General features: G+C 69.3%; 26 protein-coding genes. 12 read left to right on the top strand and 14 right to left on the bottom strand.

Annotation, left to right across the window (positions count from 1 at the left end):
* Positions 1 to 51 precede the first annotated feature (51 nt).
* Entirely contained in the window at positions 52 to 1011 is a 960-nt protein-coding gene (locus QGN31_RS09335) for a membrane protein (RefSeq protein WP_014382845.1), read from the top strand.
* A 66-nt stretch (positions 1012 to 1077) separates the two neighbouring features.
* Positions 1078 to 3729, top strand: a complete 2652-nt coding sequence (locus tag QGN31_RS09330; protein WP_014942492.1) for a circularly permuted type 2 ATP-grasp protein — start codon at positions 1078 to 1080, stop codon at positions 3727 to 3729.
* Here QGN31_RS09330 and QGN31_RS09325 read toward each other — a convergent pair.
* The 3 genes from QGN31_RS09325 to QGN31_RS09315 are packed head-to-tail and all read right to left on the bottom strand — an operon-like array spanning position 3726 to position 6402.
* Positions 3726 to 4397, bottom strand: coding sequence for a DUF6629 family protein (locus QGN31_RS09325; protein WP_008258266.1), 672 nt, complete (start codon positions 4395 to 4397; stop codon positions 3726 to 3728). The two genes, QGN31_RS09330 and QGN31_RS09325, sit on opposite strands and share 4 nt — an antisense overlap.
* 15 nt (positions 4398 to 4412) lie before the next feature.
* On the bottom strand, positions 4413 to 5468 hold the full coding sequence (locus QGN31_RS09320; RefSeq protein WP_009955931.1) for a zinc-binding metallopeptidase family protein: 1056 nt from the start codon (positions 5466 to 5468) through the stop codon (positions 4413 to 4415).
* Positions 5461 to 6402, bottom strand: a complete 942-nt coding sequence (locus QGN31_RS09315) for a transglutaminase family protein (protein WP_014380505.1) — start codon at positions 6400 to 6402, stop codon at positions 5461 to 5463. The genes QGN31_RS09320 and QGN31_RS09315 overlap by 8 nt, the downstream gene beginning before the upstream one ends.
* A 98-nt stretch (positions 6403 to 6500) precedes the next feature.
* On the opposite strand from QGN31_RS09315, the gene QGN31_RS09310 reads away from it, so the two are divergent.
* On the top strand, positions 6501 to 6890 hold the full coding sequence (locus QGN31_RS09310; RefSeq protein WP_008258269.1) for an MmcQ/YjbR family DNA-binding protein: 390 nt from the start codon (positions 6501 to 6503) through the stop codon (positions 6888 to 6890).
* A gap of 3 nt (positions 6891 to 6893) precedes the next feature.
* Here the strand turns inward: QGN31_RS09310 and QGN31_RS09305 are convergent, their stop codons facing one another.
* The 3 genes from QGN31_RS09305 to aspS are packed head-to-tail and all read right to left on the bottom strand — an operon-like array spanning position 6894 to position 10171.
* The gene (locus QGN31_RS09305; protein WP_014942493.1) at positions 6894 to 7961 is read right to left on the bottom strand and encodes an FUSC family protein; all 1068 of its coding nucleotides are present in this window, start codon (positions 7959 to 7961) and stop codon (positions 6894 to 6896) included.
* 3 nt (positions 7962 to 7964) lie between these two features.
* A complete protein-coding gene (locus QGN31_RS09300; protein WP_014385292.1) occupies positions 7965 to 8399 on the bottom strand; it encodes a nitroreductase family deazaflavin-dependent oxidoreductase in 435 nt (144 codons plus the stop codon).
* Entirely contained in the window at positions 8396 to 10171 is a 1776-nt protein-coding gene (gene aspS, locus QGN31_RS09295; RefSeq protein WP_014942494.1) for an aspartate--tRNA ligase, read from the bottom strand. Before aspS ends, QGN31_RS09300 begins: the two co-directional genes overlap by 4 nt.
* Positions 10172 to 10233: 62 nt before the next feature.
* Between aspS and QGN31_RS09290 the strand changes: the two genes are divergently transcribed.
* From QGN31_RS09290 to ypfJ, 3 genes are read left to right on the top strand one after another with little or no spacing between them, the layout of a single operon-like run.
* Positions 10234 to 11121, top strand: coding sequence for an oxidoreductase (locus QGN31_RS09290; RefSeq protein WP_179300178.1), 888 nt, complete (start codon positions 10234 to 10236; stop codon positions 11119 to 11121).
* Positions 11122 to 11130: 9 nt separating this feature from the next.
* The gene (locus QGN31_RS09285; RefSeq protein ID WP_008258281.1) at positions 11131 to 11628 is read left to right on the top strand and encodes an SRPBCC family protein; all 498 of its coding nucleotides are present in this window, start codon (positions 11131 to 11133) and stop codon (positions 11626 to 11628) included.
* A gap of 9 nt (positions 11629 to 11637) precedes the next feature.
* Entirely contained in the window at positions 11638 to 12516 is an 879-nt protein-coding gene (ypfJ, locus tag QGN31_RS09280; protein ID WP_008258283.1) for a KPN_02809 family neutral zinc metallopeptidase, read from the top strand.
* A gap of 120 nt (positions 12517 to 12636) precedes the next feature.
* Here ypfJ and QGN31_RS09275 read toward each other — a convergent pair whose 3' ends face one another.
* Together QGN31_RS09275 and QGN31_RS09270 are read right to left on the bottom strand one after the other, a co-directional pair.
* Positions 12637 to 13518: a dihydrodipicolinate synthase family protein gene (locus QGN31_RS09275; RefSeq protein ID WP_009957662.1), complete on the bottom strand. Its 882-nt coding sequence runs from the start codon at positions 13516 to 13518 to the stop codon at positions 12637 to 12639.
* A gap of 36 nt (positions 13519 to 13554) precedes the next feature.
* Entirely contained in the window at positions 13555 to 14352 is a 798-nt protein-coding gene (locus QGN31_RS09270; protein ID WP_008258286.1) for an aldolase, read from the bottom strand.
* A gap of 71 nt (positions 14353 to 14423) precedes the next feature.
* Here QGN31_RS09270 and QGN31_RS09265 point away from each other — a divergent pair, with 71 nt between their 5' ends.
* Positions 14424 to 14948 (top strand): helix-turn-helix domain-containing protein, encoded by a 525-nt coding sequence (locus QGN31_RS09265; protein ID WP_014942495.1) that lies wholly within the window; start codon positions 14424 to 14426, stop codon positions 14946 to 14948.
* Here QGN31_RS09265 and QGN31_RS09260 read toward each other — a convergent pair.
* The gene (locus QGN31_RS09260) at positions 14923 to 15366 is read right to left on the bottom strand and encodes a hypothetical protein (protein WP_008258290.1); all 444 of its coding nucleotides are present in this window, start codon (positions 15364 to 15366) and stop codon (positions 14923 to 14925) included. The genes QGN31_RS09265 and QGN31_RS09260 overlap by 26 nt on opposite strands.
* Before the next feature lie 101 nt (positions 15367 to 15467).
* On the opposite strand from QGN31_RS09260, the gene QGN31_RS09255 reads away from it, so the two are divergent.
* Positions 15468 to 17048, top strand: coding sequence for a purple acid phosphatase family protein (locus QGN31_RS09255; RefSeq protein WP_014942496.1), 1581 nt, complete (start codon positions 15468 to 15470; stop codon positions 17046 to 17048).
* Position 17049: 1 nt separating this feature from the next.
* Here the strand turns inward: QGN31_RS09255 and QGN31_RS09250 are convergent, their stop codons facing one another.
* Positions 17050 to 18075, bottom strand: a complete 1026-nt coding sequence (locus tag QGN31_RS09250; RefSeq protein WP_008258292.1) for an Rv2578c family radical SAM protein — start codon at positions 18073 to 18075, stop codon at positions 17050 to 17052.
* A 141-nt stretch (positions 18076 to 18216) separates the two neighbouring features.
* On the opposite strand from QGN31_RS09250, the gene QGN31_RS09245 reads away from it, so the two are divergent.
* The 3 genes from QGN31_RS09245 to QGN31_RS09235 all read left to right on the top strand — a co-directional run bounded on the left by QGN31_RS09245 (position 18217) and on the right by QGN31_RS09235 (position 19327).
* A complete protein-coding gene (locus tag QGN31_RS09245; protein WP_014385295.1) occupies positions 18217 to 18516 on the top strand; it encodes a hypothetical protein in 300 nt (99 codons plus the stop codon).
* 68 nt (positions 18517 to 18584) lie between these two features.
* On the top strand, positions 18585 to 19079 hold the full coding sequence (locus QGN31_RS09240; protein WP_014942497.1) for an SRPBCC family protein: 495 nt from the start codon (positions 18585 to 18587) through the stop codon (positions 19077 to 19079).
* A 23-nt stretch (positions 19080 to 19102) separates the two neighbouring features.
* Complete coding sequence (locus QGN31_RS09235; RefSeq protein WP_008258295.1) at positions 19103 to 19327, top strand: hypothetical protein; 225 nt, start codon at positions 19103 to 19105, stop codon at positions 19325 to 19327.
* 28 nt (positions 19328 to 19355) lie between these two features.
* Here QGN31_RS09235 and QGN31_RS09230 read toward each other — a convergent pair whose 3' ends face one another.
* From QGN31_RS09230 to QGN31_RS09220, 3 genes are read right to left on the bottom strand one after another with little or no spacing between them, the layout of a single operon-like run.
* Entirely contained in the window at positions 19356 to 20864 is a 1509-nt protein-coding gene (locus QGN31_RS09230) for an HNH endonuclease signature motif containing protein (RefSeq protein ID WP_014942498.1), read from the bottom strand.
* 53 nt (positions 20865 to 20917) lie between these two features.
* Complete coding sequence (hisS, locus tag QGN31_RS09225) at positions 20918 to 22180, bottom strand: histidine--tRNA ligase (RefSeq protein WP_014942499.1); 1263 nt, start codon at positions 22178 to 22180, stop codon at positions 20918 to 20920.
* A 3-nt stretch (positions 22181 to 22183) separates the two neighbouring features.
* Positions 22184 to 22840, bottom strand: coding sequence for an MBL fold metallo-hydrolase (locus QGN31_RS09220; RefSeq protein ID WP_009954373.1), 657 nt, complete (start codon positions 22838 to 22840; stop codon positions 22184 to 22186).
* A 115-nt stretch (positions 22841 to 22955) separates the two neighbouring features.
* On the opposite strand from QGN31_RS09220, the gene QGN31_RS09215 reads away from it, so the two are divergent.
* A complete protein-coding gene (locus QGN31_RS09215; RefSeq protein WP_014942501.1) occupies positions 22956 to 23846 on the top strand; it encodes a peptidylprolyl isomerase in 891 nt (296 codons plus the stop codon).
* Between the two features lie 13 nt (positions 23847 to 23859).
* Here QGN31_RS09215 and QGN31_RS09210 read toward each other — a convergent pair whose 3' ends face one another.
* Positions 23860 to 26172: a RelA/SpoT family protein gene (locus tag QGN31_RS09210; RefSeq protein WP_373307917.1), complete on the bottom strand. Its 2313-nt coding sequence runs from the start codon at positions 26170 to 26172 to the stop codon at positions 23860 to 23862.
* Positions 26173 to 26182: the final 10 nt, after the last annotated feature.

Genomic DNA, 26182 nt, shown 5'->3' with positions numbered 1-26182 from the left:
TCCGGTTTGCCAAGTTCAGCGCGCGTTCCTCCCAGGACAGCAAGGACGGACATGAGCCAACCCCCCGAATATCCAGGCCCGCCGGACCCTCAGGGCGGGGGCCAGGATCCCCCCGGCTACCCGCCACCGCCCGGTTACGGCACGCCTCCCCCGCCGCCCCCGGGTTACGGCCCGCCCCCCGGATATGGCGCGCCTCCCCCGGGTTACGGGCCGCCGCCCGGCTACGGCCCCCCGCCCGGGTACGGCGCCCCGCCGCCCGGGTACGGCGGCCCACCCGCGCCGGCCTTCAGCATCGGTGACGCGTTCGGCTGGGCCTGGAACGCCTTCTCCAAAAACCCTGTGGCACTGATCGTTCCGGCCTTGGTGTACGGGATCCTGATCGGCGTCGCCTCGGCCCTGGTCGGCCTGAGCCAAAGCGTGGGCACGACGACGACCGGCTCCGACGACGACTACTTCACCTTCACGGCGAACCTCAACGGCGGCGGGATGACGCTGCTCATCCTCGGCTACCTCGTCGCCTACCTGGTGGGCGCGTTCGCCCAAGCCGCCTTCCTGTCCGGCTGCCTGGATCTGGCCGACGGGCGCCCGGTGACCGTCGGTTCGTTCTTCAAGCCGCGCAACTTCGGCATGGTGTTCCTGGCCGCGCTGCTGGTCGGCATCCTCACCTCGATCGCCTCGGCGCTGTGCTTCTTGCCGGGCCTGATCCTGGGCATTTTCGCCCAGTTCACGATCCCGTTCGCCATCGATCGATCGGAGCAGCCCATCAAGGCGCTGACCTCCAGCTTCTCCACCGTCACCGCAAACTTCGGCAACGCGCTGCTGGTGTGGCTGGTCGAGGTGGCGCTGTTCGTGGTGGGCGCGCTCGCGTGCGGGGTCGGGCTGTTGGTGGCGGCCCCGGTCGCCTCCCTGATCGGGATCTACGCCTACCGCAAGTTCTCCGGCGGGCAGGTGGTCGCGCCGCAGCAGGCGGGTTACCAGCCCGGGCCTCCGCCGGGTCCGGCGCCGGCGTAACACTCGGCGCGAATTCGGCGCGCCGGGCATCGGAGGCTTGCGCCGCGTGCGTACCGTGCAGCAGTAATGGCGTTTGCGGACATGACATTCGGCACCGGTGCGGCCCCGGCCGGCGGCCGCTACGACGCGGACCGGTTGCTGGCCGCCTACCGGGCCGCCCGCGCTCAGCAAGCGCTCTTCGATCTGCGGCGCGGCCCGGCGAGCGGCTACGACGAATTCGTCGACCCCGACGGCAACGTGCGCCCGGCGTGGGCCGAGGTGGCCGACGCGATCGCGGAGCGCGGCCGCGCGGGGCTGGACCGGCTGCGCTCGGTGGTGCGCGGGCTGATCGACAACGACGGCATCACCTACACCGACGTCGCGCCCGGCGGCCGTGGCCAGGAGCCGAGGCCCTGGCAGCTGGACACGCTGCCGCTCGTGCTGTCCGCGGCCGACTGGGAGGTGCTCGAGGCGGGGCTGCTGCAGCGGTCCCGGGTGCTCGACGCCGTGCTCGCCGACCTGTACGGGCCGCGCAGCCTGCTCACCGACGGTGTCCTGCCGCCTGAGCTGCTGTTCGCCCACCCCGGCTACGTGCGTGCCGCCAACGGCATCGAGATACCCGGCCGCCATCAGCTTTTCATGCACGCCTGTGACGTCAGCCGGCGTCCCGACGGCGCCTTCGTCGTCAACGGCGACCGGACCCAGGCGCCCTCGGGGGCCGGCTACGCGCTGGCCGACCGGCGCGTGGTCGCGCACGCGGTTCCCGACCTCTACGAACGCATCGCGCCGCGGCCGACCACGCCGTTCGCCCAGGCGCTGCGGCTGGCGCTGATCGACGCGGCACCCGACGATGCCCAGGACCCGGTGGTGGTGGTCCTGTCCCCGGGCATCTACTCCGAAACCGCTTTCGATCAGGCCTATCTGGCCACCCTGCTGGGCTTCCCCCTGGTCGAGAGCGCGGACCTGGTGGTGCGCGAGGGCATGTTGTGGATGCGCTCGCTGGGCACCCTGAAGCGCGTCGACGTGGTACTGCGCCGGGTCGACGCCGACTACACGGACCCGCTGGATCTGCGCGCCGATTCGCGCCTCGGGGTGGCCGGTCTGGTGGAGGCACAACACCGCGGCACGGTGACCGTCGTCAACACGCTGGGCTGCGGGGTCCTGGAAAACCCTGGGCTGCAGCGTTTCCTGCCCGCCATGGCCGAGCACCTGCTGTCGGAGACCCTGCTGCTGCCCAGCCCGCCGGCCTACTGGGGCGGCATCGCCTCCGAGCGTTCGCACTTGCTGGCGAACCTGGGGTCCCTGCTGGTGAGGTCGACGGTCGGCGCGAAAACCCTTGTCGGACCGGCGCTGTCGTCGCCGCAGCTGGCGCGGTTGGCGGCCCAGGTCGAGGCGGCGCCGTGGCAGTGGGTCGGCCAGGAGCTGCCGCAGTTCTCGTCAGCACCCACCGATCACGCCGGAGCGTTGTCCTCGGCGGGCGTCGGCATCCGCTTGTTCACCGTCGCCCAGCGGGGCGGTTACGCGCCGATGATCGGCGGCATCGGCTACGTGCTGGCGCCCGGGGACGCCGCCTACGCGTTGAAAACCGTTGCGGCAAAGGATGTCTGGATCCGGCCCACCGAGCGGGCGCGGGCCGAGGCGGTCAGCCCGCCGAGCGTGGAACCGCCGGCGAAGACGGCCGCGGGCACCTGGGCCGTCAGTTCCCCGCGCGTGTTGTCCGACCTCTTCTGGATCGGCCGCTACGGCGAGCGCGCCGAAAGCATGGCGCGGTTGCTCATCGTCGCCCGCGACAGGTTCCACGTGTACCGGCACCACCAGCACAGCGAGGAAAGCGAGTGCGTGCCGGTGCTGATGGCCGCGCTGGGCCGCATCACCGGAACCGACACCGCGGCCGACGGCGGCGGCGACCACGCCGAGATGATCGCCGTCGCCCCCTCGACGCTGTGGTCGCTCACCGTCGACCCGCACCGCCCCGGCTCCCTGGTGCAGTCAGTGGAAGGCCTGGCGCTGGCCGCCCGCGCGGTGCGCGACCAGATGTCCAACGACACGTGGATGGTGCTGGCCGCGGTGGAGCGCGCGCTGGCGCTCGACAGCGAGCCGCCGGACTCGCTCGCCGAGGCCGACGCCGCGCTGACCCGGGCGCAGGCCCAGACCCTGGCCGGGATGCTGACCCTGTCGGGGGTGGCCGCCGAGTCCATGGTGCGCGACGTGGGCTGGACGATGATGGACATCGGCAAGCGCATCGAACGCGGCCTGTGGCTGACCGCGTTGCTGCGGGCGACGCTGACCGTGATGCGCGGGGCCGCCGCCGAACAGACCGTCATCGAATCCACCCTGGTGGCGTGCGAGTCTTCGGTCATCTACCGGCGCCGCACCGCGGGCAAGGTCAGCGTCTCCGCCATGGTCGAGCTGATGCTGTTCGACGCGCAGAACCCGAGATCGCTGCTGTACCAATTGGACCGGCTGCGCACCGATCTCGGGGACCTGCCCGGCTCGTCGGGGTCGTCGCGCCCGGAACGTCTGGTGGACGAGATAGGCACCCTGCTGCGCCGATCCCATCCCGCGGCGCTGGAACGGGTCGGCGACGACGGGCGGCGCGCCGAGTTGGCGGACCTGCTCGGCGCGGTCCACGCCGAGCTGCGCAACCTGGCCGACGTCATCACCACCACGCAGCTGGCCTTACCCGGTGGGATGCAACCACTTTGGGGTCCCGACGTGCGCCGGGTGATGCCCGCCTAGCCGGTCGGCGATGCCTCCCGCTCCGCGGCGACGCCGTGGTAGCGGTGCGGGTCGGGCAGGCGCCGGCGCCGCACCATGTGCACCAGCGCCAGGACCGAGAGCGTCGCGGCGTAGATGCACCACAGCGACGCGAACGCGTGCACGTAGAGGACGGCAACCACGCTCAGCCCCACCAGGTTCGCTATCCCGAACACCACGATGGAGCGATAGCCCGACATCACCGCGGGCCCGATGACGGCGATGACGTAGAGCGCCGCCCACACGTAGCCGCCCCGAACGCCGGTCTGGTACTGCAGCGCATGGGGACCCATCGTCACCGTGACCGGGTCGGTGAGCACGACGACGGCGAGATAGACCGACACGACGGTGCCCAGCACCGCAAACGGCGCCACCCGGAGCCGGGCGCCGCTCGGTTCCAGCGCCAGGATCGCCCACGGAACCAGCGCGGGAAGCAGCGGCAGCGCGATGAAGACGTAGGCGAGCATCGCCAGGTGTTTCATCCCCGGGGAGACGACGTCGTTGGGCCACACCGCCGCCTCGATGAACTGATGGACCGAGAACACCGTCGGCAGCAGGGCGAAGGGCACTTCGCGCCAGTGCTTCACCTCGCGCAGGGTCGCCACGGCGACGGGCACGAGGGCGGCGCCCACCACCAGATCCGCCGTCATCGAGAAGCACATCGGCTAACCCGCCACGGACGCGGGTCCCCGGGACTCCGACGTTGCCTCGTCGACGACGGTGTGGATGAACTTCATCTTCTCCAGCACCGCGGCCGGCAACACGAACGGGTACAGGTCGTCGTGCCCCATCGACCGGTTCACCATGTTCAGTGACCACGACAACGGCAGCCACATGTCGATGATCGTCTGAAATGCGCTGGGCCCCAACGCGGGGCGGTCGAAGGTGGCCGACGCTGCCGCCAGCCCGCACCACGCCGAGGTGTCCAGCGCGTCCCGGATGTGCAGGTAGTGGGCGAACGTCTCGGCCCAGTCCTCGCTCGCATGCATGGTGGCGTAGGACGACACGAAGTGGTCCTGCCAGCCGTCGGGCGCGCCCTCGCTGTAGTGGCGGTCGAGCGCCGCCTGGTAGTCGGCGTCGGGGTCGCCGAAGAGCTCGTTGAACCGCTCCAGGCGGTCGCGGTACGGGGCGATCAACCGGTAGTAGTAGTAATGCCCGATCTCGTGGCGGAAGTGGCCCAGCAGGGTCCGGTACGGTTCGTCCATCTCGACCCGCAGCTGCTCGCGGTGCACGTCGTCACCCTCGGCCAAATCGATTGTGATGACCCCGTTCTGGTGCCCGGTCATCACGTTTTCGTGTGCGCTGGACAGCAGCCGGAAGGCCAGCCCGTAGTCGGGATCCTTGTCCCGCCCGACGATCGGCAGCTTCAGCTCGTGCAGCTCGGCGATCAGCCGTCGTTTGGCCGCCTCGGCCCGGGCGAACTCGGCCAGGCCGACCGCGTCGGCGTCGTTGGGCCGCTCGGCGGTCAGCGCGCACGACGCGCACAACAATCGCGGGGTGTTGACCGGCACCAGCCAATTGCATTCGGCCACCTGAAGATTCGCGCACAGCTGGTACTCGCTGGCGGGCACGACGCCGGCGTGCTCGGTGGCCTCGCCGTCGGAGATCACCAGCAACGCCATCTGTTCGAGCGAAAAGCCCAGCGCGCTACCGCAATTCAGGCACGTCGAGTTCTCGAACGTCAGGCGCTGGCCACAGTTGGGGCAGGTGAAGTCACGCATGCGAGAAGTCGCCTTCGATGGGGTCTGAATAGGGCACCACGTCGACGGCGACGTCGATCACGCTGTGCTCGGAGTCGGTGTAGATGATGCCGCGCAGCGGCGGGACATCCGCGTAGTCGCGGCCGCGGCCCACCACGATGTAGCGCTCGTCGATCATCTGGTCGTTGGTGGGATCGAGCCCCAGCCACTCGAATTGGCCGGGGTCCTGCGGAGTCCACACCGCGGCCCAGGCGTGCGTGGCGTCGATGCCGATCATCCGATCCTTTCCGGGCGGCGGGTCGGTGGCCAGGTAGCCGGACACGTAACTGGCCGCCAAACCGTTGGCGCGCAGGCAGGCGATCGCCAGCCTGGCAAAGTCTTGACATACCCCCTCCCGGGCCGCCAGAACCTCGGCGACGCCGGTCGAAATCGTCGTCGACCCCGACCGGTAGGTGAAGTCGGTGAAGATCCGGGACGCCAGATCCCGCAGCACCTCGATCAGCGGGCGTCCGGGCGTGAAGCTGGGCGCCGCGTACTCGCGGACCTCGTCGGTGATCTCGGGCGGATCCAGGTCCAGGGTGAACTCGGCGGCCAGCGCCCCGATCCGTCCCGCCGGCCGGGCGTCCTCCCACGGCTGCACGGCCGCCCCGGCGGCGTACAGGCCCGGCGCCGGCGGATAGACGTCGACGACCGAATCGCTGACCACCTTCAAGACGCTGTGCGGCTCGGTCACGTGGAAGTAGGAGCTGATGTTCCCGTAGGTGTCCGTGCTGGTGGAGCTGTCGGCGGGGGCGGGCTCGATGATCAGCCGATGGGCGACGCGGCGTTGCCGCAGCGAGTCGCGCGGGGTCAAAAACCCGCGGCCGTACGAGCTGGTCACGACGTCGGAGTAGCGGTATTCGGTGCGGTGGGTGACTCGATGCCGGCGGGCGGACCCGGCGTCTGCTTCAGACACAGGCTGATCACATCACACACCGGGCCGCTACGGACTGCCGGCGGCGGCGGTTTGCCGATATGACGGCAACGGGCCGGAAACGGGAGCACAATCGAGGAGTGGCCACCTGGGACGAGGTCGCCCGCATCGTCGGCGAGCTGGCCCTCACCTCCGAGCCGTCGCCGCACGACTGGCGGGTCGGCAAGAAATTGCTGGCCTGGGAGCGGCCGCTGCGGCCCTCGGAACGCGAGGCCCTGGCCCGCAACGGCCCGGAGCCGCCGCGCGGCGACATCCTCGGCGTTCGGGTGTCCGACGAGGGAGTCAAGTTCGCGCTGATCGACGACGAGCCGCAAACCTACTTCACCACTCCGCATTTCGACGGCTACCCCGCCGTGCTGGTCAACCTGGCCGAGATCTCGGTGCGCGACCTCCAGGAGCTGATCACCGAGGCGTGGCTGACGCAGGCGCCGCGGAAGTTGGTGCAGGAGTTCTTGGCCGACTCGCGGTGAGGCTCACACGGGCCGGAGGTCGATGACCCGTTGCAGGTCGTCGATGCAGGCGCCGACGGCGTCGGCGAGGATCGCCTGGGTTTTCGCGCCGGCGCCCGACGGCAACTGCGACGCGTGATGGCGGGCCGACGCCGTGTATGCGCAGGCGCCGGCGGCGTCGCGGTCGGCGAGTGCGGTCGCGGCGGCGAGCACGACCAGCACCGTGTGCACGTGCGGGGCCGGGGGCTCGGGGCCGACGTCGGGGGCGGGGGCGACGGCGCGGGCCAGCTGCAGCACCGAGCCGGCCAGCAGGGCCACGTGCACGGCCTGGTGATCGGCGGCGTGCACGGCGTCGCGCAGGCCCCATCGGCGCGGGGCGATGGCGACGACGTGGCGGGCGGTGGTGCGCGCCTCGAGCAGGCCGCTGAGCTGTTCGTGCACCCGGTCGACGGCCGTCAGCGGCCAGTCGGGCGCGGCGGCTTTGCGCCCGGCGGCGACGTCGGCGGCGCGCGCCAAGACGTCGTGCAGCACCGCCAGCACGCCGACGCGCGCGCCGCGCAGCAGTGCCAGCGGGTCGGCGGGAAACAGCAGCACGGCGAAGACGATGGCCACCGCGCCGCCGATCAGCGCGTCGAATATGCGTTCCAGCCCGACGCCGCCGTGGTAGAGGGCCAGCACCAGGATCGCCGACACGATGGTCTGGTTCGCGAACATCATCCCGTGCCCGATGAAGCCGCCCCCGATGAACACCGCGGCGCCGAGCGCGATGAACGCGGCGATCGCGATGGGCACCGCGCCGGGCCCGAGCAGGCCCTGAACCGCCGAGCCCAGCCCGATGCCGAGGGTCACCCCGATCATCATCTGGATGGCGCGCTGTGCGCGGAGCACGTTGCTGGTCGACAACGACACCGCGGCGGCGATCGGCGCGAAGAACGGTTGCGGGTGACCGAGGACATCGTGGGTCAGGTACCAGGACACGCCCGCGGCCGCCGACGTCTGCACCAGGTTGAACCAGACCGCGCGCAACCGCTTGCCGCCCGCGCGCGCGGCGGCGAGGACCCTCGAGGGCACCGCCGGCCGCGAAGCGCCCACCGGCTAGGTCCGGATTAACTCGAACAGCGGAATCACCCTGCTGGTCTTGGCCTGGTACTCGGCGAACCCGGGCGCCGCGGCGGTGACCTTGTCGAAGAGATCGTCGCGCTCGTCGGTCGGCAGCTCGCGCGCGGTCACGTCGAACGCGTCCGTTCCGACCTCGACGCGGGCGCTCGGGTTGGCCCGCAGATTGTGCACCCAGGCCGGGCTGACCGGGGCCCCGGCGAAGGAGCCGATGACGATGAGCTTGCCGTCGATGTCGAAGTACGCCAGGGGGGACACCCGGGGCTGGCCGGACTTGGCGCCGGTCGTGTGCAGCAGCAGCAGGTTGGCGCCCTCGAACTGGCCGCCGACCTTGCCGCCGTTGGCGCGGAATTCGTCGACGATGGCCCGGTTGAAGGCATTAATAGTGTCGGTGTCCGGCAGGTGTTCGGTCATGCCCGGTCAACCTTTTCGGGCTTGGCGTCTATTCCGGACTCCTTGCGCTGCTGGGCGGTGATCGGCGCCGGCGCATCGGTGAGCGGGTCGACGCCGCCGCCGGTCTTCGGGAACGCGATCACCTCGCGGATGGAGTCGACCCCCGACAGCAGGGCGTTGATCCGGTCCCAGCCGAACGCGATCCCGCCGTGCGGGGGCGCGCCAAAGGTGAACGCCTCCAACAGGAATCCGAACTTCTCCTCGGCCTCGGCGTGGTCCAGTCCCATCACCGCGAACACCCGCTCCTGGATGTCGCGGCGGTGGATACGGATCGAGCCGCCGCCGATCTCGTTGCCGTTGCAGACGATGTCGTAGGCGTCGGCGAGCACGTTGCCCGGATCGGTGTCGATCGCGTCCTCATGCCCGGGCTTCGGCGAGGTGAACGCGTGATGCACGGCGGTCCACGCCCCGGAGCCGACGGCCACGTCGCCTGCCGCGGTCGCGTCGTCGGCGGGTTCGAACAGCGGCGGGTCGACCACCCAGACGAACGCCCAGGCGTCCGGATCGATCATGCCCAGCCGGTGCGCGATCTCACCGCGCGCCGCCCCCAGCAGGGCCCGCGACGGCTTCGGCGGGCCCGCCGAGAAGAAGACACAGTCCCCCGGCTCGGCCCCCACGTGCGCGGCCAGGCCGCCGCGCTCGGCGTCGGACAGGTTCTTGGCGACCGGGCCGCCCAGCGTGCCGTCGTCGGCGATCAGCACGTAGGCCAGCCCGCGGTGGCCGCGCTGCTTGGCCCATTCCTGCCAGCCGTCCAGCGTCCGGCGGGGCTGCGACGCGCCGCCCGGCATCACCACCGCACCGACGTAGGGTGCCTGGAAGACGCGAAATGTGGTGTCTTTGAAGAACTCTGTGCAGTCGACGAGCTCGAGTCCGAATCGCATGTCGGGCTTGTCGGAGCCGAACCGGCGCATCGCCTCGGCGTAGCTGATCCGCGGGATGGGCGTCGGGATCTGGTACCCGATCAGCGCCCACAGCGCCGAGAGGATCTCCTCGGAGATGGCGAGGATGTCCTCGGCGTCCACGAAGCTCATCTCCATGTCGAGCTGGGTGAACTCCGGCTGGCGGTCGGCGCGGAAGTCCTCGTCGCGGTAGCAGCGGGCGATCTGGTAGTAGCGCTCCATCCCGGCCACCATCAGCAGCTGCTTGAACAGCTGGGGGCTCTGCGGCAGGGCGTAGAACGAGCCGGGGTGCAGCCGGGCCGGCACCAAAAAGTCGCGCGCGCCCTCGGGGGTCGAGCGGGTGATCGTCGGCGTTTCGATCTCGACGAAATCGTGCTGCGCCAGCACCGCACGCGCGGCCGCATTCACCTTGGAGCGCAACCGAATTGCCTCCGCCGGACCGTCGCGCCGCAGATCGAGGTAGCGGTACTTCAGCCGCAGTTCCTCGCCGGCGGGCTCGTCGAGCTGGAAGGGCAGCGGCGCGCTCTCCCCCAGCACGGTCAGCGCGGTCGCGTTGACCTCGATCTCACCGGTCGCGATCTCGGGGTTGGCGTTGCCCTCCGGGCGGATCTCGACCACGCCGGAGACGGCGACGCAGAACTCGACGCGCAGCCGGTGCGCCTGGGCCAGCACGTCTTCGGCGCGGAACACCACCTGGGTGATCCCGGAGGCGTCGCGCAGGTCGATGAAGATGACGCCGCCGTGGTCGCGGCGGCGGGCCACCCAGCCCGCTAGCGTCACCTGCTGCCCGGCGTCGCTACTCCTCAGCGACCCGGCGGCGTGGCTGCGCAGCACAAAAACACTCCCCTTTACGTTGGACGACAGATCAGTCTAAGGGGCGGTGTAGTTTCGCTCGTATCGCCACAAACATCGCACTCGTCGGTCCGGGCGCCGTCGGTACGACGGTTGCCGCGCTGCTGTCGCGGGCCGGACATTCGGTCGTAGTGTGCGGCCGCACCCCGCGCGAGAGCATCGAACTGCGGCCCGACGGCGCCGACCCGATCGTCGTCCCCGGCCCGGTGCACACCGATCCCGGCGAGGTTTCCGGCCCGGTCGACGTGGTGCTGCTGGCCGTCAAGGCCACCCAGAACGACCAGGCGGCTGGCTGGCTGGCCCGGCTCTGCGACGTCCACACCATCGTCGTCGTGCTGCAAAACGGTGTGGAGCAGGTCGAGCAGGTGCAGCCGCACTGCCCGCGATCCCCCGTCATCCCCGGCATCGTCTGGTATTCCGCGGAAACCCAGCCCGACGGCTGGGTGCGGTTGCGCGGCGAGGCGGCCCTGGTGCTGCCCAGCGGGCCCTCGGCGGAGACGGTCGCCGAACTGCTGCGCGGCGCCGGCTGCCGGGTGGACTGCGACCCCGACATCATCACCGCGGGCTGGCGCAAGCTACTCACCAACGCGCTGGCCGGGTTCATGGCGCTGTCGCGCCGGCGGTCGGGGATGTTTCGCCGCGACGACGTGGCCGCGCTGTCGCGCCGCTACCTCGCCGAATGCCTGGCCGTCGCGCGGGCCGAGGGCGCCCGGCTTCCCGACGGCATCGCCGACGAGCTGACCGACCTGTTCCGCAACGCCCCAGAGGACATGGGCACGTCGATCCTGACGGACGCGGAAAACCACCGGCCGATGGAATGGGACGTCCGCAACGGCGTGATCATCCGCAAAGCCCGGGCCCACGGCCTGGCCACACCGATCAGCGACGTCGTGGTGCCGTTGTTGGCCGCGGCGAGCGACGGGCCCGGCTAGATTAATTTCATGTTCCCCTGCGAGCGCGTCGACGTGAACTTCATCGAATCGGCGCCATTTGCGTTCCGCAACAGCGTCGACCTGGCCATCACCCCCGAGCAGCTGTTCGAGGTGCTCTCCGACGCGGCATCCTGGCCGCGCTGGGCGAAGGTGATCACGAAGGTGACCTGGACCAGCCCCGAGCCCCGCGGCGTCGGCACCACCCGCGTCGTGGAGATGCGCGGCGGCATCGTCGGCAACGAGGAATTCCTCGCGTGGGAACCCTTCACGCACATGGCTTTTCGTTTCAATGAATGCTCGACCAAGTCCGTGGCGGCCTTCGCCGAGGACTACCGCGTCGAGGCCATCCCGGGCGGCTGCCGGCTGACGTGGACCATGGCCCAGAAGCCGGCCGGCCCGGCGAAGCTGGCGATGGTCGTGGTCGGGCCGCTGCTGAACCTGGCCCTGCGCCGATACCTGCGCAACCTGCGTAGCTACACCGACTCCCTTGCGACCCGGCAACCTTAGGAGCGTGTCATGACCTTCAACGAGGGCATGCAGATCGACACCAGCGCAGCATCGTCGTCCGGCGGTGGCGGGATGGGGATGGCCGTCGGGGGCGGCGGCCTCGGGCTGATCATCCTGCTCGGGGCGCTGTTTCTGGGCGTCGACCCCGGTCGCGTGATGAACCAGCCGCAGACCAACACCGGCGGCTATTCCGCGCCCGGTTTCGACCTGAGCCAGTGCAAGACCGGCGCCGACGCCAACAAGTACGTGCAATGCCGCGTGGTCGCCACCGGCAATTCGGTGGACGCGGTGTGGCATCAGCTGATGCCGGGTTACACCCGCCCCCATGTGCGCCTGTTCAGCGACCAGGTGAGCACCGGTTGCGGACCGGCCACCACCGACGTCGGGCCGTTCTACTGCCCGGCCGACCAGACGGCGTACTTCGACACCAGCTTCTTTCAGGATGTGCTCGTCAAGCAGCTGCATTCCAGCAACGGCGCTTTCGCGCAGGAATACGTCGTCGCCCACGAATACGGTCATCACGTGCAGCAGCTGCAGGGCGACCTGGGCCGCGCCCAGCAGGGGGCCAAGGGCGCCGGCGGCAACGGCGTGCGCACCGAGCTGCAGGCCGACTGCTACGCCGGCATCTGGGCGCACTACGCAGCGACGGTCAACCAGAAGGACGGCACGCCGTTCCTGAATCCGTTGACCGACGAGGACATTCGCGACGCGCTATCGGCCGCCGCATCGGTCGGCGACGACCGCATCCAGAAACAGGCGACCGGGCGCGTCAACCGCGAAAGCTGGACCCACGGCTCGGCCGAGCAGCGCCAGCATTGGTTCACCGTCGGCTATCAGACCGGTGATCCGAAGCAGTGCGACACCTTCTCCGCACCCGACTTGGGTTAGCCGACGATGCAGCCCGCGCAGCGGGGTGAGGAGGAGTAGGGCAATCGGGCTAGCCCTACGACGATGCAGCCCGCGCAGCGGGGTGAGGAGGAGTAGGGCAATCGGGCTAGCCCAATCGGGCTAAGCCAGTAGGCCTTTCAGTTCGCCCCGGCCGGCCTCGTCGAGCGGCAACAGTGGCGCGCGCGGATCCCCGACCGGGAAGTCGAGCAGCTCCAGGCCGGCCTTGACGGTGGTGGCCAGCCCGCCCGCGACGATGAAGGTGAGCAGCGGCTTGAGGTCGTCATAGAGCTTCTGCGCCGTGTCGAGGTCGTTCGCGCGCACCGCCTCGTAGAGGTCGATGCAGGGCTGCGGCCGCAAACACGGTGCGGCCGTGCACCATCCGGACGCCCCGGCCTTCAGCGCGTCGAGCACCAGCGGGTTGCTGCCGTTGTAGAAGGGCAGCCGATTGCCGGACAGTTCGGCGATGCGCTGCATGCGGGTCAGGTCGCCGGTGGACTCCTTGACCATGGTCACGTTGTCGATGGATTCGAACATGCGCACCAGCAACTCGGGCGGCATGTCGACGCCGCTGGTGGCCGGGTTGTTGTAGGCCATGATCGGGATCGAGATGGCATCGCTGATGCTGCGGTAGTGCTGGAAGATCTCCCGCTCGGTCAGCTTCCAGTAGGACACCGGCAGGATCATCACGGCGTCGGCCCCGGCCTGCTGCGCGTAGGTGGCGCGCCGAATGGTCTTGGCGGTGGTCACATCCGACACACCGACCACCACCGGCACCCGGCCCGCGACGGTGGCGATGGTGGTGTCGACCACGGTGTCGAATTCGGGTTCGTCGAGATAGGCGAGTTCGCCGGTGCTGCCCAGCGGTGCGATCGCATGAACGCCGGCCGACACCAGCCGATCGACCAGCGCCGCAAGGCGTTTCGTGTCGATGCCGTCCCCAGAGAACGGCGTTACCGGGTAGGCGATGATGCCGTGGATCTTGGGCTCGGACGTTTGCGCCACAGGCGGGCTCCTCGGATTCGGTTGGCGGATAACGGGTTAGCTGGTCAGCGCGTCCGGGTGCCGGGCCAGGGCCCGGCGGGCGTAGTAGGCGAAGTTGGCGCGGCTGCGCTGCGGCGACAGTGTCCAGTCGTGGGCCTCGCGGGCCAGCTCCTCGGGTAGCTCTTTGACGGTGCCGGCGGCCATCGCGGCCAGCTGCAGTTTCGCGGCGCGCTCGATGAGGATGCCCAACGAGCACGCCTCCTCGACGCTGGCGCCGGCGATGACGTGGCCGTGGTGGGCCAGCAGGACCGCCTTCTTGTCCCCCAGCGCGGCGGAGATGATCTCCCCCTCCTCGTTGCCGACCGGCACGCCGGGCCATTTCTCCAGGAACGCGCAGTCGCCGTAGAGCGGCGTGGTGTCCATGTGGGACACGATCAGCGGAACTTCCAGCATCGACAGCGCGGCCACGTGGAACGCGTGCGTGTGCACGATGCATTGCACATCGGGGCGGGCGCGATAGATCCAGCTGTGAAAGCGGTTGGCGGGGTTGGCGATTCCGTCTCCCTCAAGGACGTTGAGGTCCTCGTCGACCAAAAGCAGGTTGGCGTCGGTGATCTCGTCGAAGCCCAGACCGAGCCGCTGGGTGTAGTAGGTGCCGTCCCGCTCGGCGCGGGCGGTGATCTGCCCGGCCAACCCGGAATCGTGCCCGGCGTCGAACAGGGCGCGGCACGTCAGGGCGAGCTTCTGGCGGGTGGTCAGCGGCGCATCGGCGGCGTCCTTGGATTGAAGGGCCGTCAACTGCTCGGCCGCGCGGCGCATCAAGTCGGATTTCGAATCGGTGAACGTGCTGGCCATAACGGGCTCCCTCGGCGATATGACACGATAGTATCACTATAGGAAACCTTGTGTCATGAGAGGGGCGGCCGGTGACGGCACTGCTGCGCGCGGTCCGCAAGCAACGCGGCCTCACTCTCGAGGCCCTCGCCCAGCAGACCGGGCTGACCAAGAGCTACCTGTCCAAGATCGAACGCCGGCGCAGCACGCCGTCGATCGCGGTCGCCCTCAAGGTCGCCAAGGCGCTGGACGTCGACGTCGGGCGGCTGTTCTCCGAGGAGGCGGCCCACGAGAAGATCACCGTCGAACGGGCCGCCAGTGCGGAGGGTGAGCGCTACCGGGTGCTGGCCTCGTCGGTGCTGGGAAAGTCGATGTCGCCGTTCGTGGTTCGCCCGACCGAGAGGCCGGCCGACGACCCCCATCCCGAGCACACGGGTCAGGAATTCCTGTTCGTGCACGCCGGGACCGTCGAGCTCGACTACGGGGATCAGACGTTCACCCTCGGGCCCGGCGACAGCGCCTATTTCGACGCCTCGATCGGCCACCAGGTCGGGGCCGTCGGCGCCGAACCCGCCGAGGTCGTCGTCGTGGCTACCAGGGACGCGTCGAGCAGGTGACTCCGGTGGTGGCGCTCTGGGTCACCACGACCTGGCCGTCCACCGCGATCTGGCACTGAATCTGCGGCATGTTCGACGAGTCGCAGTCCGGCCAGTGGCATCCACCGCTGGCGTTGACGAACGCCCACTGGTTGGGGTCCGCCAGGGTGGCGTTGTAGACGAGCGGCTGCCCGGCGGTGAACGCCGTCTGCACGGTGTTCAGGAACTGCGACGAGTTCGAGTTGAAGGCCGCCTGGCTGGGCGGATCGCTGTTCATGTACCTGACGTTGCCGGTCAGGTTGCCGGTGGCGGTGATCGTGTACGTCACCTGGTGGCCGGCGGGATCCGCGTGGGAGGTGGCGGGCGTCGCAATCATCGCAGCGGCCGCGGCAAACGTCGCCGCCGCGATCCCCGTGGTCGCTATTCGCACGTTCGTCATATCTCAAACGCTACCGAATCCGTTACCGCCGTATCCGGGAAACGGCCTCTACCACGCGGGGCGTTCACCTTCAGGTCGCGCGGCTGCGGTATGAAGCAGGAGTGAGCGACGATTCGGAACATGCCGGCATCAGCCGCCGCCGGTTACTCACATCGAGTGCGGCCTCCGCGGTTCTCGGCGGCGTCGGGGTGGGCGGCGCCGCGCTGCTGTGGTCGCAGCCCGCCGGCCCCCGCGGGCCCGCGGCCTGGCTGCAGTCCGACCGCAACGGCGCGCCACCGATCGGCGGGCTGCACCTGCAATTCGGCAGGGACGCCGCCACCGAGGTGGTGGTGTCCTGGCACACCACCGACGCCGTCCGCAATCCGCGCGTCCTGCTCGGTACACCGACATCCGGCTTCGGCCGCACCGTGGCCGCCGAGACCCGCACGTACCGGGACGCCAAGTCGGGCACCGAAGTTCGAGTCAACCACGCCCGGCTGACCGACCTGACCCCGGACACCGACTACGTGTACGCCGCGGTGCACGACGGAGCCGAACCGGAACAGGGCACCGTACGAACGGCGCCGTCGGGCCGAAAGCCCTTGCGGTTCACCAGCTTCGGCGACCAGTCCACGCCGGCTCTGGCCAAGATGCCCGACGGCCGCTATGCGACCGACAACATCGGCTCGCCGGCGGCCGCCGACACCACCATGGCCATCGAGCGCCTCGGCCCGCTGTTCAACCTGGTCAACGGCGACCTGTGCTACGCCAACCTGGCCCAGAACCGGATCCGGACCTGGTCGAACTGGTTCGACAACAACACCCGCTCGGCCCGCCACCGGCCCTGGATGCCGGCGGCCGGCAACCATGAGAACGAATTGGGCAACGGGCCGATCGGTTACGGCGCTTATCAGACCTACTTCGCGGTGCCCGATTCCGGGTCCAGCCCCCAGACCCGCGGCCTGTGGTACTCGTTCACCGCCGGATCGGTGCGGGTGATCAGCCTGGCCAACGACGACGTGGCCTACCAGGACGGTGGCAACTCCTACGTGCACGGCTACTCCGGCGGAGAGCAAAGGCGCTGGCTGGCAAGCGAACTCGCCGCGTCCCGGAGCGACCCGAATATCGACTGGGTGGTCGTGTGCATGCACCAGACGGCGATCTCCACCGCCGACAAGACCAACGGGGCCGACCTGGGCATCCGGGAGGAATGGCTGCCGCTGTTCGACCAGTACCAGGTGGACCTGGTGTTGTGCGGCCACGAGCACCACTACGAACGCTCGCATCCCGTGCGGGGCGCGCTGGGGACCGACACCCGCACGCCGATCCCCGTCGACACCCGAAGCGATCTCATCGACTCCACCCGGGGCACGGTGCATCTGGTCATCGGCGGCGGCGGCACCTCGGCGCCGAGCAACGCGATGTTCTTTCCCGAACCCCGGTGCCGGGTGGTCACCGGCGTGGGGGGGTTCGACCCCGGGCTGCGGCGCAAGGCGCCGATCTACGTCCTCGAGGACGCGCCGTGGTCGGCGTTCCGCGACCGCGACAACCCTTACGGCTTCGCGGCTTTCGACGTCGACCCGGGCCGCCCCGGCGGCAATACCTCGATCAAGGCGACGCATTACGCGTTGCGGGGCCCGCTGGGCGACATGGTCGTGATCGACGAATTCACCCTGACCAAGCCGCGCCGCGACAAAAGCTAGCTCAAAACAACGTCTCCTGAACGGGTTGCGGCGTTTCGGCCGAAACCGCTTGGGAGAACGGGCGATGATCGCCGGCGAGCCGGTACTTGGCGATCAGCGGGGCGGCGCGCTCCCGTAGCATGTCGCGATAACCCTGCGGCAGGTAGGCGCCCCGCCGGTACAGCTCGCGATAGCGGCCGACCAGTTCGGGATGCGAGCGCGCCAGCCACGACATGAACCATCCGCGGGTCGAGCTGCGCAGGTGCAGGCCGAAAACCGTCACGCTGCCGGCGCCGGCCGCCGCGATCTGGCCGAGCAGCGCGTCGAGATGCTCGGCGGAATCGGTGAGATACGGCAGCACCGGCGCGACCATCACGTGGCAGTTCAGCCCGGCGGCGGTGATCGCGCCGATCAGGCCGAGCCGCGCCTGTGGCGTGGGCGTGCCGGGCTCGACGTCGCGGTGCAGCTCGGCATCCCCGACCGCCAGCGACACCGCGACCGACACCGGGACCTGCGCCGCGGCGTCGGCGATCAGCGGCAGGTCGCGGCGCAGCAGGGTGCCCTTGGTCAGGATCGAGAGCGGGGTGCCCGATTCGGCCAGGGCGCCGATGATGCCGGGCATCAACGCGTAGCGCCCCTCGGCCCGCTGGTAGGGATCGGTGTTGGTGCCCAGGGCGACGGTCTCGCGCTGCCACGACGGCCTGCGCAACTCGCGACGCAGCACCTCGGCCACGTTGGTCTTGACGACGACCTGGGTGTCAAAGTCGTTGCCGCAGTCCAACTCCAGGTATTCGTGGGTGGGCCGGGCGAAGCAGTACCGGCAGGCGTGCGAGCAGCCGCGGTAGCCGTTGACCGTATAGCGGAACGGCAGGGCCGACGCGTTGGGCACCTTGTTCAGCGCGGACTTGCACAGCACCTCGTGAAAGGTGATGCCGTCGAACTGCGGCGAGCGCACGCTGCGGACGAAGCCGATGCGTTGCAGCCCCGGCAGCGCCCCGTCCTCGACCGGTTTCCCGTTGACCGCGACGGCCTGGCTTGCCCACCGCATCCCGCTATTCGAACATCAGTTCGAGATACAGTCAAGTGCCGTGGCCCATCCGCCCCGCTGCGCCGCCGAAGCTTGGCCTTGTGCGTGGTAGCAAACCAGATTATTTTCGGGTGACCGAACCGAAGGCGGGGTGTTGCACGCATGCGTTTGATCCATGTCGCGGCGGCGGTTGGCATTCCCGTCGTTGTGCTGATGGGGGCGTCGCCGGCCGGCGCGGAAACCGGCGCCGTCGGTTATGCCCAATGCGTCGGAGGCGACACGAAGCCCCCGCCGCCGGGCGTGAGTGCAGACGTGTGGTTCCCCAGCGTCCATGTGATCGACCACGACATCATTTCGGGTGTGCCGGCCGCCGAAGTGGTTGAGAGGCTGGTGAACATGGGCGTCAACCGGGACGACGCCGTTCGCCGCGTGCAGTGTTATCTGGTCAACTCACCGCATTAGCCCGCTTCTGCCGCCCTTCGCGGGGCTAAGCTGCGGATCGTCGCCCCGGACGTCAGCCGCGAGGAGTTATGACCGAACGCATCGAGACTTCCCGCACCATCGCCGCACCGGCGTCGGACATATTCGCCGTGCTGTGCGACCCGCAGGGCCACGTGGCGATCGATTCGTCCGGGATGCTCCAGGATGCCGACGGCGATGCGGTGCGCGGCGTCGGTGACCGCTTCGTCGTGCACATGGATCGCGAGTCGTTGAACGACTTTCCGCAATTGGGCAAGTACGACGTCACCGTCGAGATCAAGCAGTTCGAGCAGGACCGCCTCATCGCGTGGACAGTGCTCGGTCAGATCCAGCCACCGATCGGCCATGTGTACGGCTATGCGCTCGCGCCGACCGAAGACTCCACGGCCACCGTGGTCACCTCGTTCTACGACTGGTCGAACATCGACCCCAAGTGGCGGGAAGCCGGGATTTTCCCGATCCTGTCCGAGGGCGCGCTGCGGGCGACCCTGGGAATTCTCGACCGCACCGTCCGCCGCGGTTATCCGCGGGGAATATTGCTGTAAGCCCGGCGGCAGGAGGGACCGACATGTTGCATTCGATGGTTCTGGCGAGTTCGGACCCCGTCGCCGCCGGCTTCATTCTGCGTGGCATCAAAGGGATTTTCGTCGCGATCGGCAGCATCATCGCCGCAATAGTCTGCGGCGTCATCGCCATGATGAAGGGCCGCAATCCGCTGGGATGGGGAATCCTTGGACTGTTCTTCTCCATCCTCACCCTGATCGTGGTGATCGTCATTCCCAGCAAGAAATGACCGGGCCGCGCCGGCCCGCGCCGGCGCGCTAGAAGGGCGGCGGCTCCCCGTCCCCCACGGCGTGAGTCGATTCGGAATACCAAGCGTACGAAGGCCTTTCAGCCAGGCGAGCCGTTCGGTTGTGTTTGCGTTCTGTTGCGATGCGGGTGGCGCGGTCTTGGGTGCGGGTGCGGCGGCGTTGGGGCATCATCGCGGTGCGCTGGGCGCAGTGGTTCGGGGGCGGGTCGGCTTCGGGGGCCGCGATCGCGCCGGTGGCCGCGCACAAGCTGGGAAACAGCAGGGCGCTGCCCGGGGTGGTCACATAGGTGTGCCCGGCCGGGGAGGTGAAGATCAGCGTGCCATCGGGCAGCTGCTTTTCCTGCCAGCCCCAAAACGTTTTCACCAAATGATGCGTACGGCACAGCGCCTTGAGGTTCGACGCGTGTGTGGGGCCACCGGCGGCGTAGGGGATGGTGTGGTCCACATCGCAGGCGGTGGCCGGGCGATCACAGCCGGGCCAGCGACACGTCAGATCCCGACACCGCACAAAATCGGCCAGCGCCCGCGAGGGCACATACCCCGCCTCGGGTGGCGCATCGGCGGGATGGGTCAACGGCACCAGTGTCGCCGAGGCCGCCAGCTCGGCGAGCACCTCCGGCGGGATCAATCCCTCGGCGCCGACCTCGACACCCGGAGTGGATGCGCGACCCTCCAGCACCGCGTGTTCGCCGATCACATGGACAGTCACCGGGCCCGCGGCCCGCCCCCCAGCCGCACAATCCGCACGCCCGCAGCGACACCCCAGCCGATCGGCGTCGGCGGCCAACGCCCCCAACGCATCAGCGCGGCGCTGCTCCCGAGTCCGTGGGTCATGCGCACACACCGTGGCCGCCAACCCATCCAGGCGCCGATCCAGCGCGTGGGCATCCGGGGCATACAGGGTGGCCTCCAGATGCGCCAGCCCATCACCCATGTCGGCCATCCACACCTGCCGGCCGGCCGCGCGCTCCTGGCGCCGCCGCACCGCATCCACATCAGCCTTGGCCACGACCTTGTCGACCTGGGCCGCCAACCGGCCCTGACTCAACGACGGCCACCGGCCCACATTGGCCGCCAACACCGCATCCACCGCCCCCAGCACCTCGGGATCGACGATCAAATCGGTGCGGAACACGATGGTCTGAAACATCCGATAATCGATATCCCCGGCGCCAAACACCGCCCCCACCAGCGGCAACCGCTCCCGCATCGCCCGGGCATAGCGCACCCGACTCGCCGCCAGGCCCTGGCCGATGCGCAACTGCGCGCCCACCTCGGCGGCCACCGCCGCCTCGGTGTCCACCGCCCACTCCTCGCTCTCCGCACAGCGCGAGAGCCGATAGGCAAACAACTCCCCGATCGCCACCAACTGCGCCGCGGCCGCCCGATTCTCCACCCGCGCCACAACCCCGAGGTGCTCCAACAACGCCGCCGACTCCGGCGTCGCCGACGGATGACAGCGCTCAACGAGCTCATCAAGCTCCGCGATCACCGCACGCCGCCGCACCTCATCGAACATACGTTCGACTATGCCACAGGCAACGACAAACCGCCTACCAGGCCCGAAACGGGCTACCGGGCCAGCCGCGCAAGCACGTCGGCGACAACGGTCTCCGAAGCGACGGCCGACTGCTCCCCCGTCCCGAGGTCCTTCACCCCGACCGTGCCGGCCTCGATATCGCGGTCGCCCAGCACCAGGGCGACCCGGGCGCCCGACCGGTCGGCCGCGCGCATCGCGCCCTTGAGCCCGCGGTCGCCGTAGGCCAGGTCGACGCGCACCCCGGCGGACCGCAGTTGACCGGCCAGCACCGCCAGCCGCAGCTTGGCCTGCTCGCTCAACGGCACCCCGAAGACCTCGCAGCGCGCCGCCGTCCCCACGCTCTTGCCCTCGGCCCGCAGCGCCAGCAGTGTCCGGTCCACGCCGAGCCCAAATCCGATGCCGGACAGGTCTTGTCCGCCGAGCTCGCGCATCAGGCCGTCGTAGCGGCCCCCGCCGCCGATGCCCGACTGCGCACCCAACCCGTCGTGCACGAACTCGAACGTGGTCTTGGTGTAGTAGTCCAGCCCGCGCACCATGCGCGGGTTGATGACGTAGGGGACCCCGAGCGCGTCCAGATGCGCCAGGACGGTGTCGAAGTGCTGCTTGGCCGCATCGGACAGGTGGTCGAGCAGCACCGGCGCATCGGCCGTCATGGCCCGCACCTCGGGTCGCTTGTCGTCGAGGACGCGCAGCGGGTTGATCTCGGCGCGCCGGCGCGTCTCGTCGTCAAGCGAGAGCCCAAACAGGAACTCCTGCAACAGTTCTCGATACGCCGGTCGGCAGCTGTCGTCGCCGAGCGAGGTGATCTCCAGCCGGAAGCCGTCGAGCCCCAGGGAGCGAAAACCCGCGTCGGCCACGGCGATGACCTCGGCGTCCAGGGCCGGGTCGTCAACGCCGATCGCCTCCACGCCGACCTGTTGCAGCTGGCGATAGCGGCCGGCCTGCGGGCGTTCGTAGCGGAAAAACGGCCCCGCGTAACAGAGTTTGACGGGCAACGCGCCGCGGTCCAGGCCGTGTTCGATGACGGCGCGGACCACGCCGGCGGTCCCCTCGGGCCGCAGCGTCACCGAACGGTCGCCGCGGTCGGCGAACGTGTACATCTCCTTGGACACCACGTCGGTGGATTCGCCCACGCCGCGGGCGAACAGCGCGGTGTCCTCGAAAATGGGCAGCTCGATATCGCCGTAGCCGGCACGGCGGGCGGCCCCGAGCAGTCCGTCGCGCACCGCGACGAACTGGGCCGAGTCCGGCGGGACGTAGTCGGGCACGCCCTTGGGCGCAGAGAATTCCGCCACCGGTTACAGGCCTTCGAGGAAGGGGTTGAGGCGCCGCTCGGCGCCGATGGTGGTGGCGTTGCCGTGCCCCGGCAGCACCACCGTCGCGTCGTCGAGCACCAGGAGTTTGTCGACGATCGAGGTCAGCAGGTCGCGTCCGCTGCCGCCGAACAGATCGGTGCGCCCGACCGACCGCTCGAACAGCGTGTCGCCGGTGAACACCAAGTCCTTGTCCCCGGTCACCCGGAACACCACCGATCCGCGCGTGTGCCCGGGGGTGTGGTCGACGTTGACCGTCACGCTGCCCAGGTCGAGCTTGTCGCCGTCGCGGTCGAGCTCGACGACCTGCTTGGGCTCCCGCCAGAAGGCGCCCGCCACCAGCTGCGCCAGCCGTGGGCCCAGGCCGTAGATCGGGTCTTTGAGCATGAACCTGTCCTCGGGATGGATGTAGGTCGGGCACCCGTAGGTGTCGGAAACCTTCTGCGCCGACCACATGTGGTCGATGTGCCCATGGGTCAGCAGCACCGCCGCCGGCGTCAGCCGGTTCTCGTCCAGGATGCGCCGCAGCGGGGCCATCGCCCGCTGACCCGGATCCACGATGACGGCGTCCGTTCCCGGCCGCTCGGCCAGCACGTAGCAGTTGCACTGCAACATGCCGGCGGGAAATCCGGTGATCAACACGGTTCCCATTTTCCCATGGGGCCCACTTGACACGAGTCGCGGCGCCCACATTAGCCTGAGCTGGCCACCTCACGGGTTTATGGGGCTCCGATCCAATCATGGAGGCATAGCGGCCGTGCCGACCAACGAACAACGACGTGCCAACGCCAAACGCAAGCTCGAACGCCAGCTGGAGCGGCGCGCGAAGCAAGCCAAGATGCGCCGGATCGTGTTGATCGCGGCCGGCTCGATCGTGGCCGTGGCCGTGGTCGTGGCGGTGGTCCTGACGATCGTCAACACCAAGCACGAACACAAGAGCAACACCGCGGCGACGACGACCAGCAGCAGCTCGCCGGAGAGCACGACGCCCGCCGGGCCCGCGCCGTCCGCCCCGCCGTTGCCGGCGTTCAAGCCGTCGGCCGAGGTCGGCGCCAACTGTCAATACCCGGCAACGCCGGAGCCCGCGGCCAAGCAGGTCAAGCCGCCGCGCACCGGCAAGGTGCCGACCGATCCGGCGCAGGTGAGCGTCAGCATGGTGACCAACCAGGGCCACATCGGCCTGATGCTGGCCAACAACGAATCACCTTGCACCGTCAACAGTTTCGCGAGCCTGGTCGGCCAGAAATACTTCGACAACACCAAATGCCACCGGCTGACCACCTCACCGGGGCTGGGCGTCTTGCAGTGCGGCGACCCCAAGGGCGAAGGCACGGGCGGCCCGGGCTACCAATTCGCCAACGAATACCCCACCGACCAGTACCCGCCGAACGACCCCAAGGCGCAGGAGCCCGTCCTCTACCCGCGCGGCACCCTGGCCATGGCCAACGCCGGGCCCGGCACCAACGGCAGCCAATTCTTCATGGTCTACAAGGACTCCCAGCTGCCGCCGCAATACACCGTGTTCGGCACCATCCAGCCCGACGGGCTCGCCACCCTGGACAAGATCGCCAAGGCCGGCGTCGCCGGCGGCGGCGAGGACGGGGCACCCGCGACCGAGGTCACCATCACCTCGGTGCTGCTCGACTGAGTCCGAGCGGGGCTCAGGCCGCCGACGTCACCCGGTAGACGTCGTACACGCCCTCGACGTTGCGCACCACGTTCAGCAGGTGGCCGAGGTGCTTGGGGTCACCCATCTCAAAGGTGAACCGGCTGATGGCAACTCGATCACCGGACGTGGTCACAGACGCGGACAGGATGTTGACCTTCTCATCGGCCAGCACGCGCGTGACGTCCGACAGCAGCCGGTGCCGGTCGAGCGCCTCGACCTGAATGGCCACCAGGAACACCGACGACGGCGACGGCGCCCAGTGCACCTCGATGATGCGCTCGGACTGCTGCTGCAGCGAGGCGGCGTTGGTGCAGTCGGTGCGGTGCACGCTGACCCCGCCGCCGCGGGTGACGAACCCCATGATCTGGTCGCCGGGCACCGGCGTGCAGCACTTCGCCAGCTTGGTCAGCACGCCCGGGGCACCCGGGACCGAGACCCCGACGTCGTCGCTGCTGCGCGGGCGCCGCAGCATGGTCGTCGGGGTGGACCGTTCGGCGAGGTCTTCTTCGGCCTGGTCGATGCCGCCGAGTTCGGCCAGCAGCCGCTGCACGACGTGCCGGGCCGACACGTGCCCCTCACCGATCGCCGTGTAGAGGGCGGACACGTCGAGGTAGCGCAGCTCGCGGGCCACCGCCGACAGGGTCTCGCCATTGACCAAGCGCTGCAACGGAAGTCCCCCGCGACGCACCTCGCGTGCCATCGCGTCCTTACCGGCCTCCAGCGCCTCCTCGCGGCGCTCCTTGGCGAACCACTGCCGGATCTTGGCCTTGGCGCGCGGCGACACCACGAACTGCTGCCAGTCCCGCGACGGCCCGGCGTTGGCCGCCTTCGACGTGAAGACCTCGACGACTTCCCCGTTTTCCAGCTTGCGTTCCAGAGCCACCAGCCGTCCGTTGACCCGGGCGCCGATGCAGCGGTGGCCGACCTCGGTGTGCACGGCGTAGGCGAAGTCCACCGGCGTGGAGCCGGTCGGCAGGGTGATGACGTCGCCCTTGGGGGTGAAGACGAAGATCTCTTGTACCGCAAGGTCATACCGCAACGATTCGAGGAATTCGCCGGGGTCGGCGGCCTCCCGTTGCCAGTCGAGCAGCTGGCGCATCCACGCCATGTCGTCGATCTCGGCGGCGGCGTGCGGATGCGGAACGCCGTTGCGTCCCTTGGCCTCCTTGTAGCGCCAGTGCGCGGCGATGCCGTATTCGGCGGTGCGGTGCATGTCGCGGGTCCGTATCTGCACCTCCAGCGGCTTGCCCTCGGGGCCGACGACCGTGGTGTGCAGTGACTGGTACACGCCGTACCGGGGCTGGGCGATGTAGTCCTTGAACCGGCCGGCCATCGGCTGCCACAGCGAATGCACCACGCCCACAGCGGCATAGCAGTCCCGGATCTCGTCGCACAGGATGCGGATGCCGACCAGGTCGTGGATGTCGTCGAAGTCGCGGCCCTTGACGATCATCTTCTGGTAGATCGACCAGTAGTGCTTGGGCCGGCCCTCCACCGTCGCCTTGATCTTCGAGGCGCCCAGCGTGCTGACGATCTCGGCGCGGACCTTGGCCAGGTAGGTGTCGCGCGACGGCGCGCGCCCGGCGACCAGCCGGACGATCTCCTCGTACTTCTTGGGATGCAGGATCGCGAACGACAGGTCTTCCAACTCCCACTTGACGCTGGCCATACCCAGCCGATGCGCAAGGGGCGCAATGACTTCCAGCGTCTCGCGGGCCTTGCGGGCCTGCTTCTCCGGCGGCAGGAACCGCATGGTGCGCATGTTGTGCAGCCGGTCGGCCACCTTGATCACCAGCACGCGGGGATCGCGCGCCATCGCGGTGATCATCTTGCGGATCGTCTCGCCCTCGGCGGCGCTGCCCAGCACCACCCGATCCAGCTTGGTCACACCGTCGACGAGATGGCCGACCTCTTCGCCGAATTCTTCGCTCAAGGCGTCCAGGGTGTAGCCGGTGTCCTCGACGGTGTCGTGCAGCAGCGCGGCCACCAAAGTCGTGGTGTCCATGCCCAATTCGGCCAGGATGGTGGCGACGGCCAGCGGGTGGGTGATGTACGGGTCGCCCGAGTGGCGCAACTGGGTGGCGTGGCGCTGGTCGGCGACCTCGAAGGCGCGCTGCAGCATCGACACGTTCGCCTTCGGGTAGATCTCCCGGTGCACCGCCACCAGCGGTTCGAGCACCGGGTTGAGCGTGCTGCGCTGCGCGGTCATCCGCCGGGCCAGCCGCGCCCGGACCCGCCGCGACGCGCTGCTGGACGTCTTCAGGGACTCGGTCGGCGGCTCCGGCGCCTCCATGGGCTGCGTGATGGCCGGCGGC

The organism is Mycobacterium sp. 2-64, assembly GCF_035918375.1.
Taxonomy (GTDB): Bacteria; Actinomycetota; Actinomycetes; order Mycobacteriales; family Mycobacteriaceae; genus Mycobacterium; species Mycobacterium intracellulare.
The sequence above is the reverse complement of the archived record's forward strand: the minus strand, read 5'-3'. Positions and strand labels throughout refer to the sequence as shown.

Coding starts and splice junctions, on each gene's coding strand:
- QGN31_RS09270 (WP_008258286.1), bottom strand. CDS start 14,352: ATGGCCAGCACGTTCACCGATTCGAAATCCGACTTGATGCGCCGCGCG.
- QGN31_RS09320 (WP_009955931.1), bottom strand. CDS start 5,468: ATGCGTGACTTCACCTGCCCCAACTGTGGCCAGCGCCTGACGTTCGAG.
- QGN31_RS09335 (WP_014382845.1), top strand. CDS start 52: ATGAGCCAACCCCCCGAATATCCAGGCCCGCCGGACCCTCAGGGCGGG.
- QGN31_RS09325 (WP_008258266.1), bottom strand. CDS start 4,397: ATGACGGCGGATCTGGTGGTGGGCGCCGCCCTCGTGCCCGTCGCCGTG.
- QGN31_RS09260 (WP_008258290.1), bottom strand. CDS start 15,366: ATGACGAACGTGCGAATAGCGACCACGGGGATCGCGGCGGCGACGTTT.
- QGN31_RS09330 (WP_014942492.1), top strand. CDS start 1,078: ATGGCGTTTGCGGACATGACATTCGGCACCGGTGCGGCCCCGGCCGGC.
- QGN31_RS09240 (WP_014942497.1), top strand. CDS start 18,585: ATGACCGAACGCATCGAGACTTCCCGCACCATCGCCGCACCGGCGTCG.
- QGN31_RS09230 (WP_014942498.1), bottom strand. CDS start 20,864: ATGTTCGATGAGGTGCGGCGGCGTGCGGTGATCGCGGAGCTTGATGAG.
- QGN31_RS09235 (WP_008258295.1), top strand. CDS start 19,103: ATGTTGCATTCGATGGTTCTGGCGAGTTCGGACCCCGTCGCCGCCGGC.
- QGN31_RS09245 (WP_014385295.1), top strand. CDS start 18,217: ATGCGTTTGATCCATGTCGCGGCGGCGGTTGGCATTCCCGTCGTTGTG.
- QGN31_RS09285 (WP_008258281.1), top strand. CDS start 11,131: ATGTTCCCCTGCGAGCGCGTCGACGTGAACTTCATCGAATCGGCGCCA.
- QGN31_RS09250 (WP_008258292.1), bottom strand. CDS start 18,075: ATGCGGTGGGCAAGCCAGGCCGTCGCGGTCAACGGGAAACCGGTCGAG.
- ypfJ (WP_008258283.1), top strand. CDS start 11,638: ATGACCTTCAACGAGGGCATGCAGATCGACACCAGCGCAGCATCGTCG.
- QGN31_RS09300 (WP_014385292.1), bottom strand. CDS start 8,399: ATGACCGAACACCTGCCGGACACCGACACTATTAATGCCTTCAACCGG.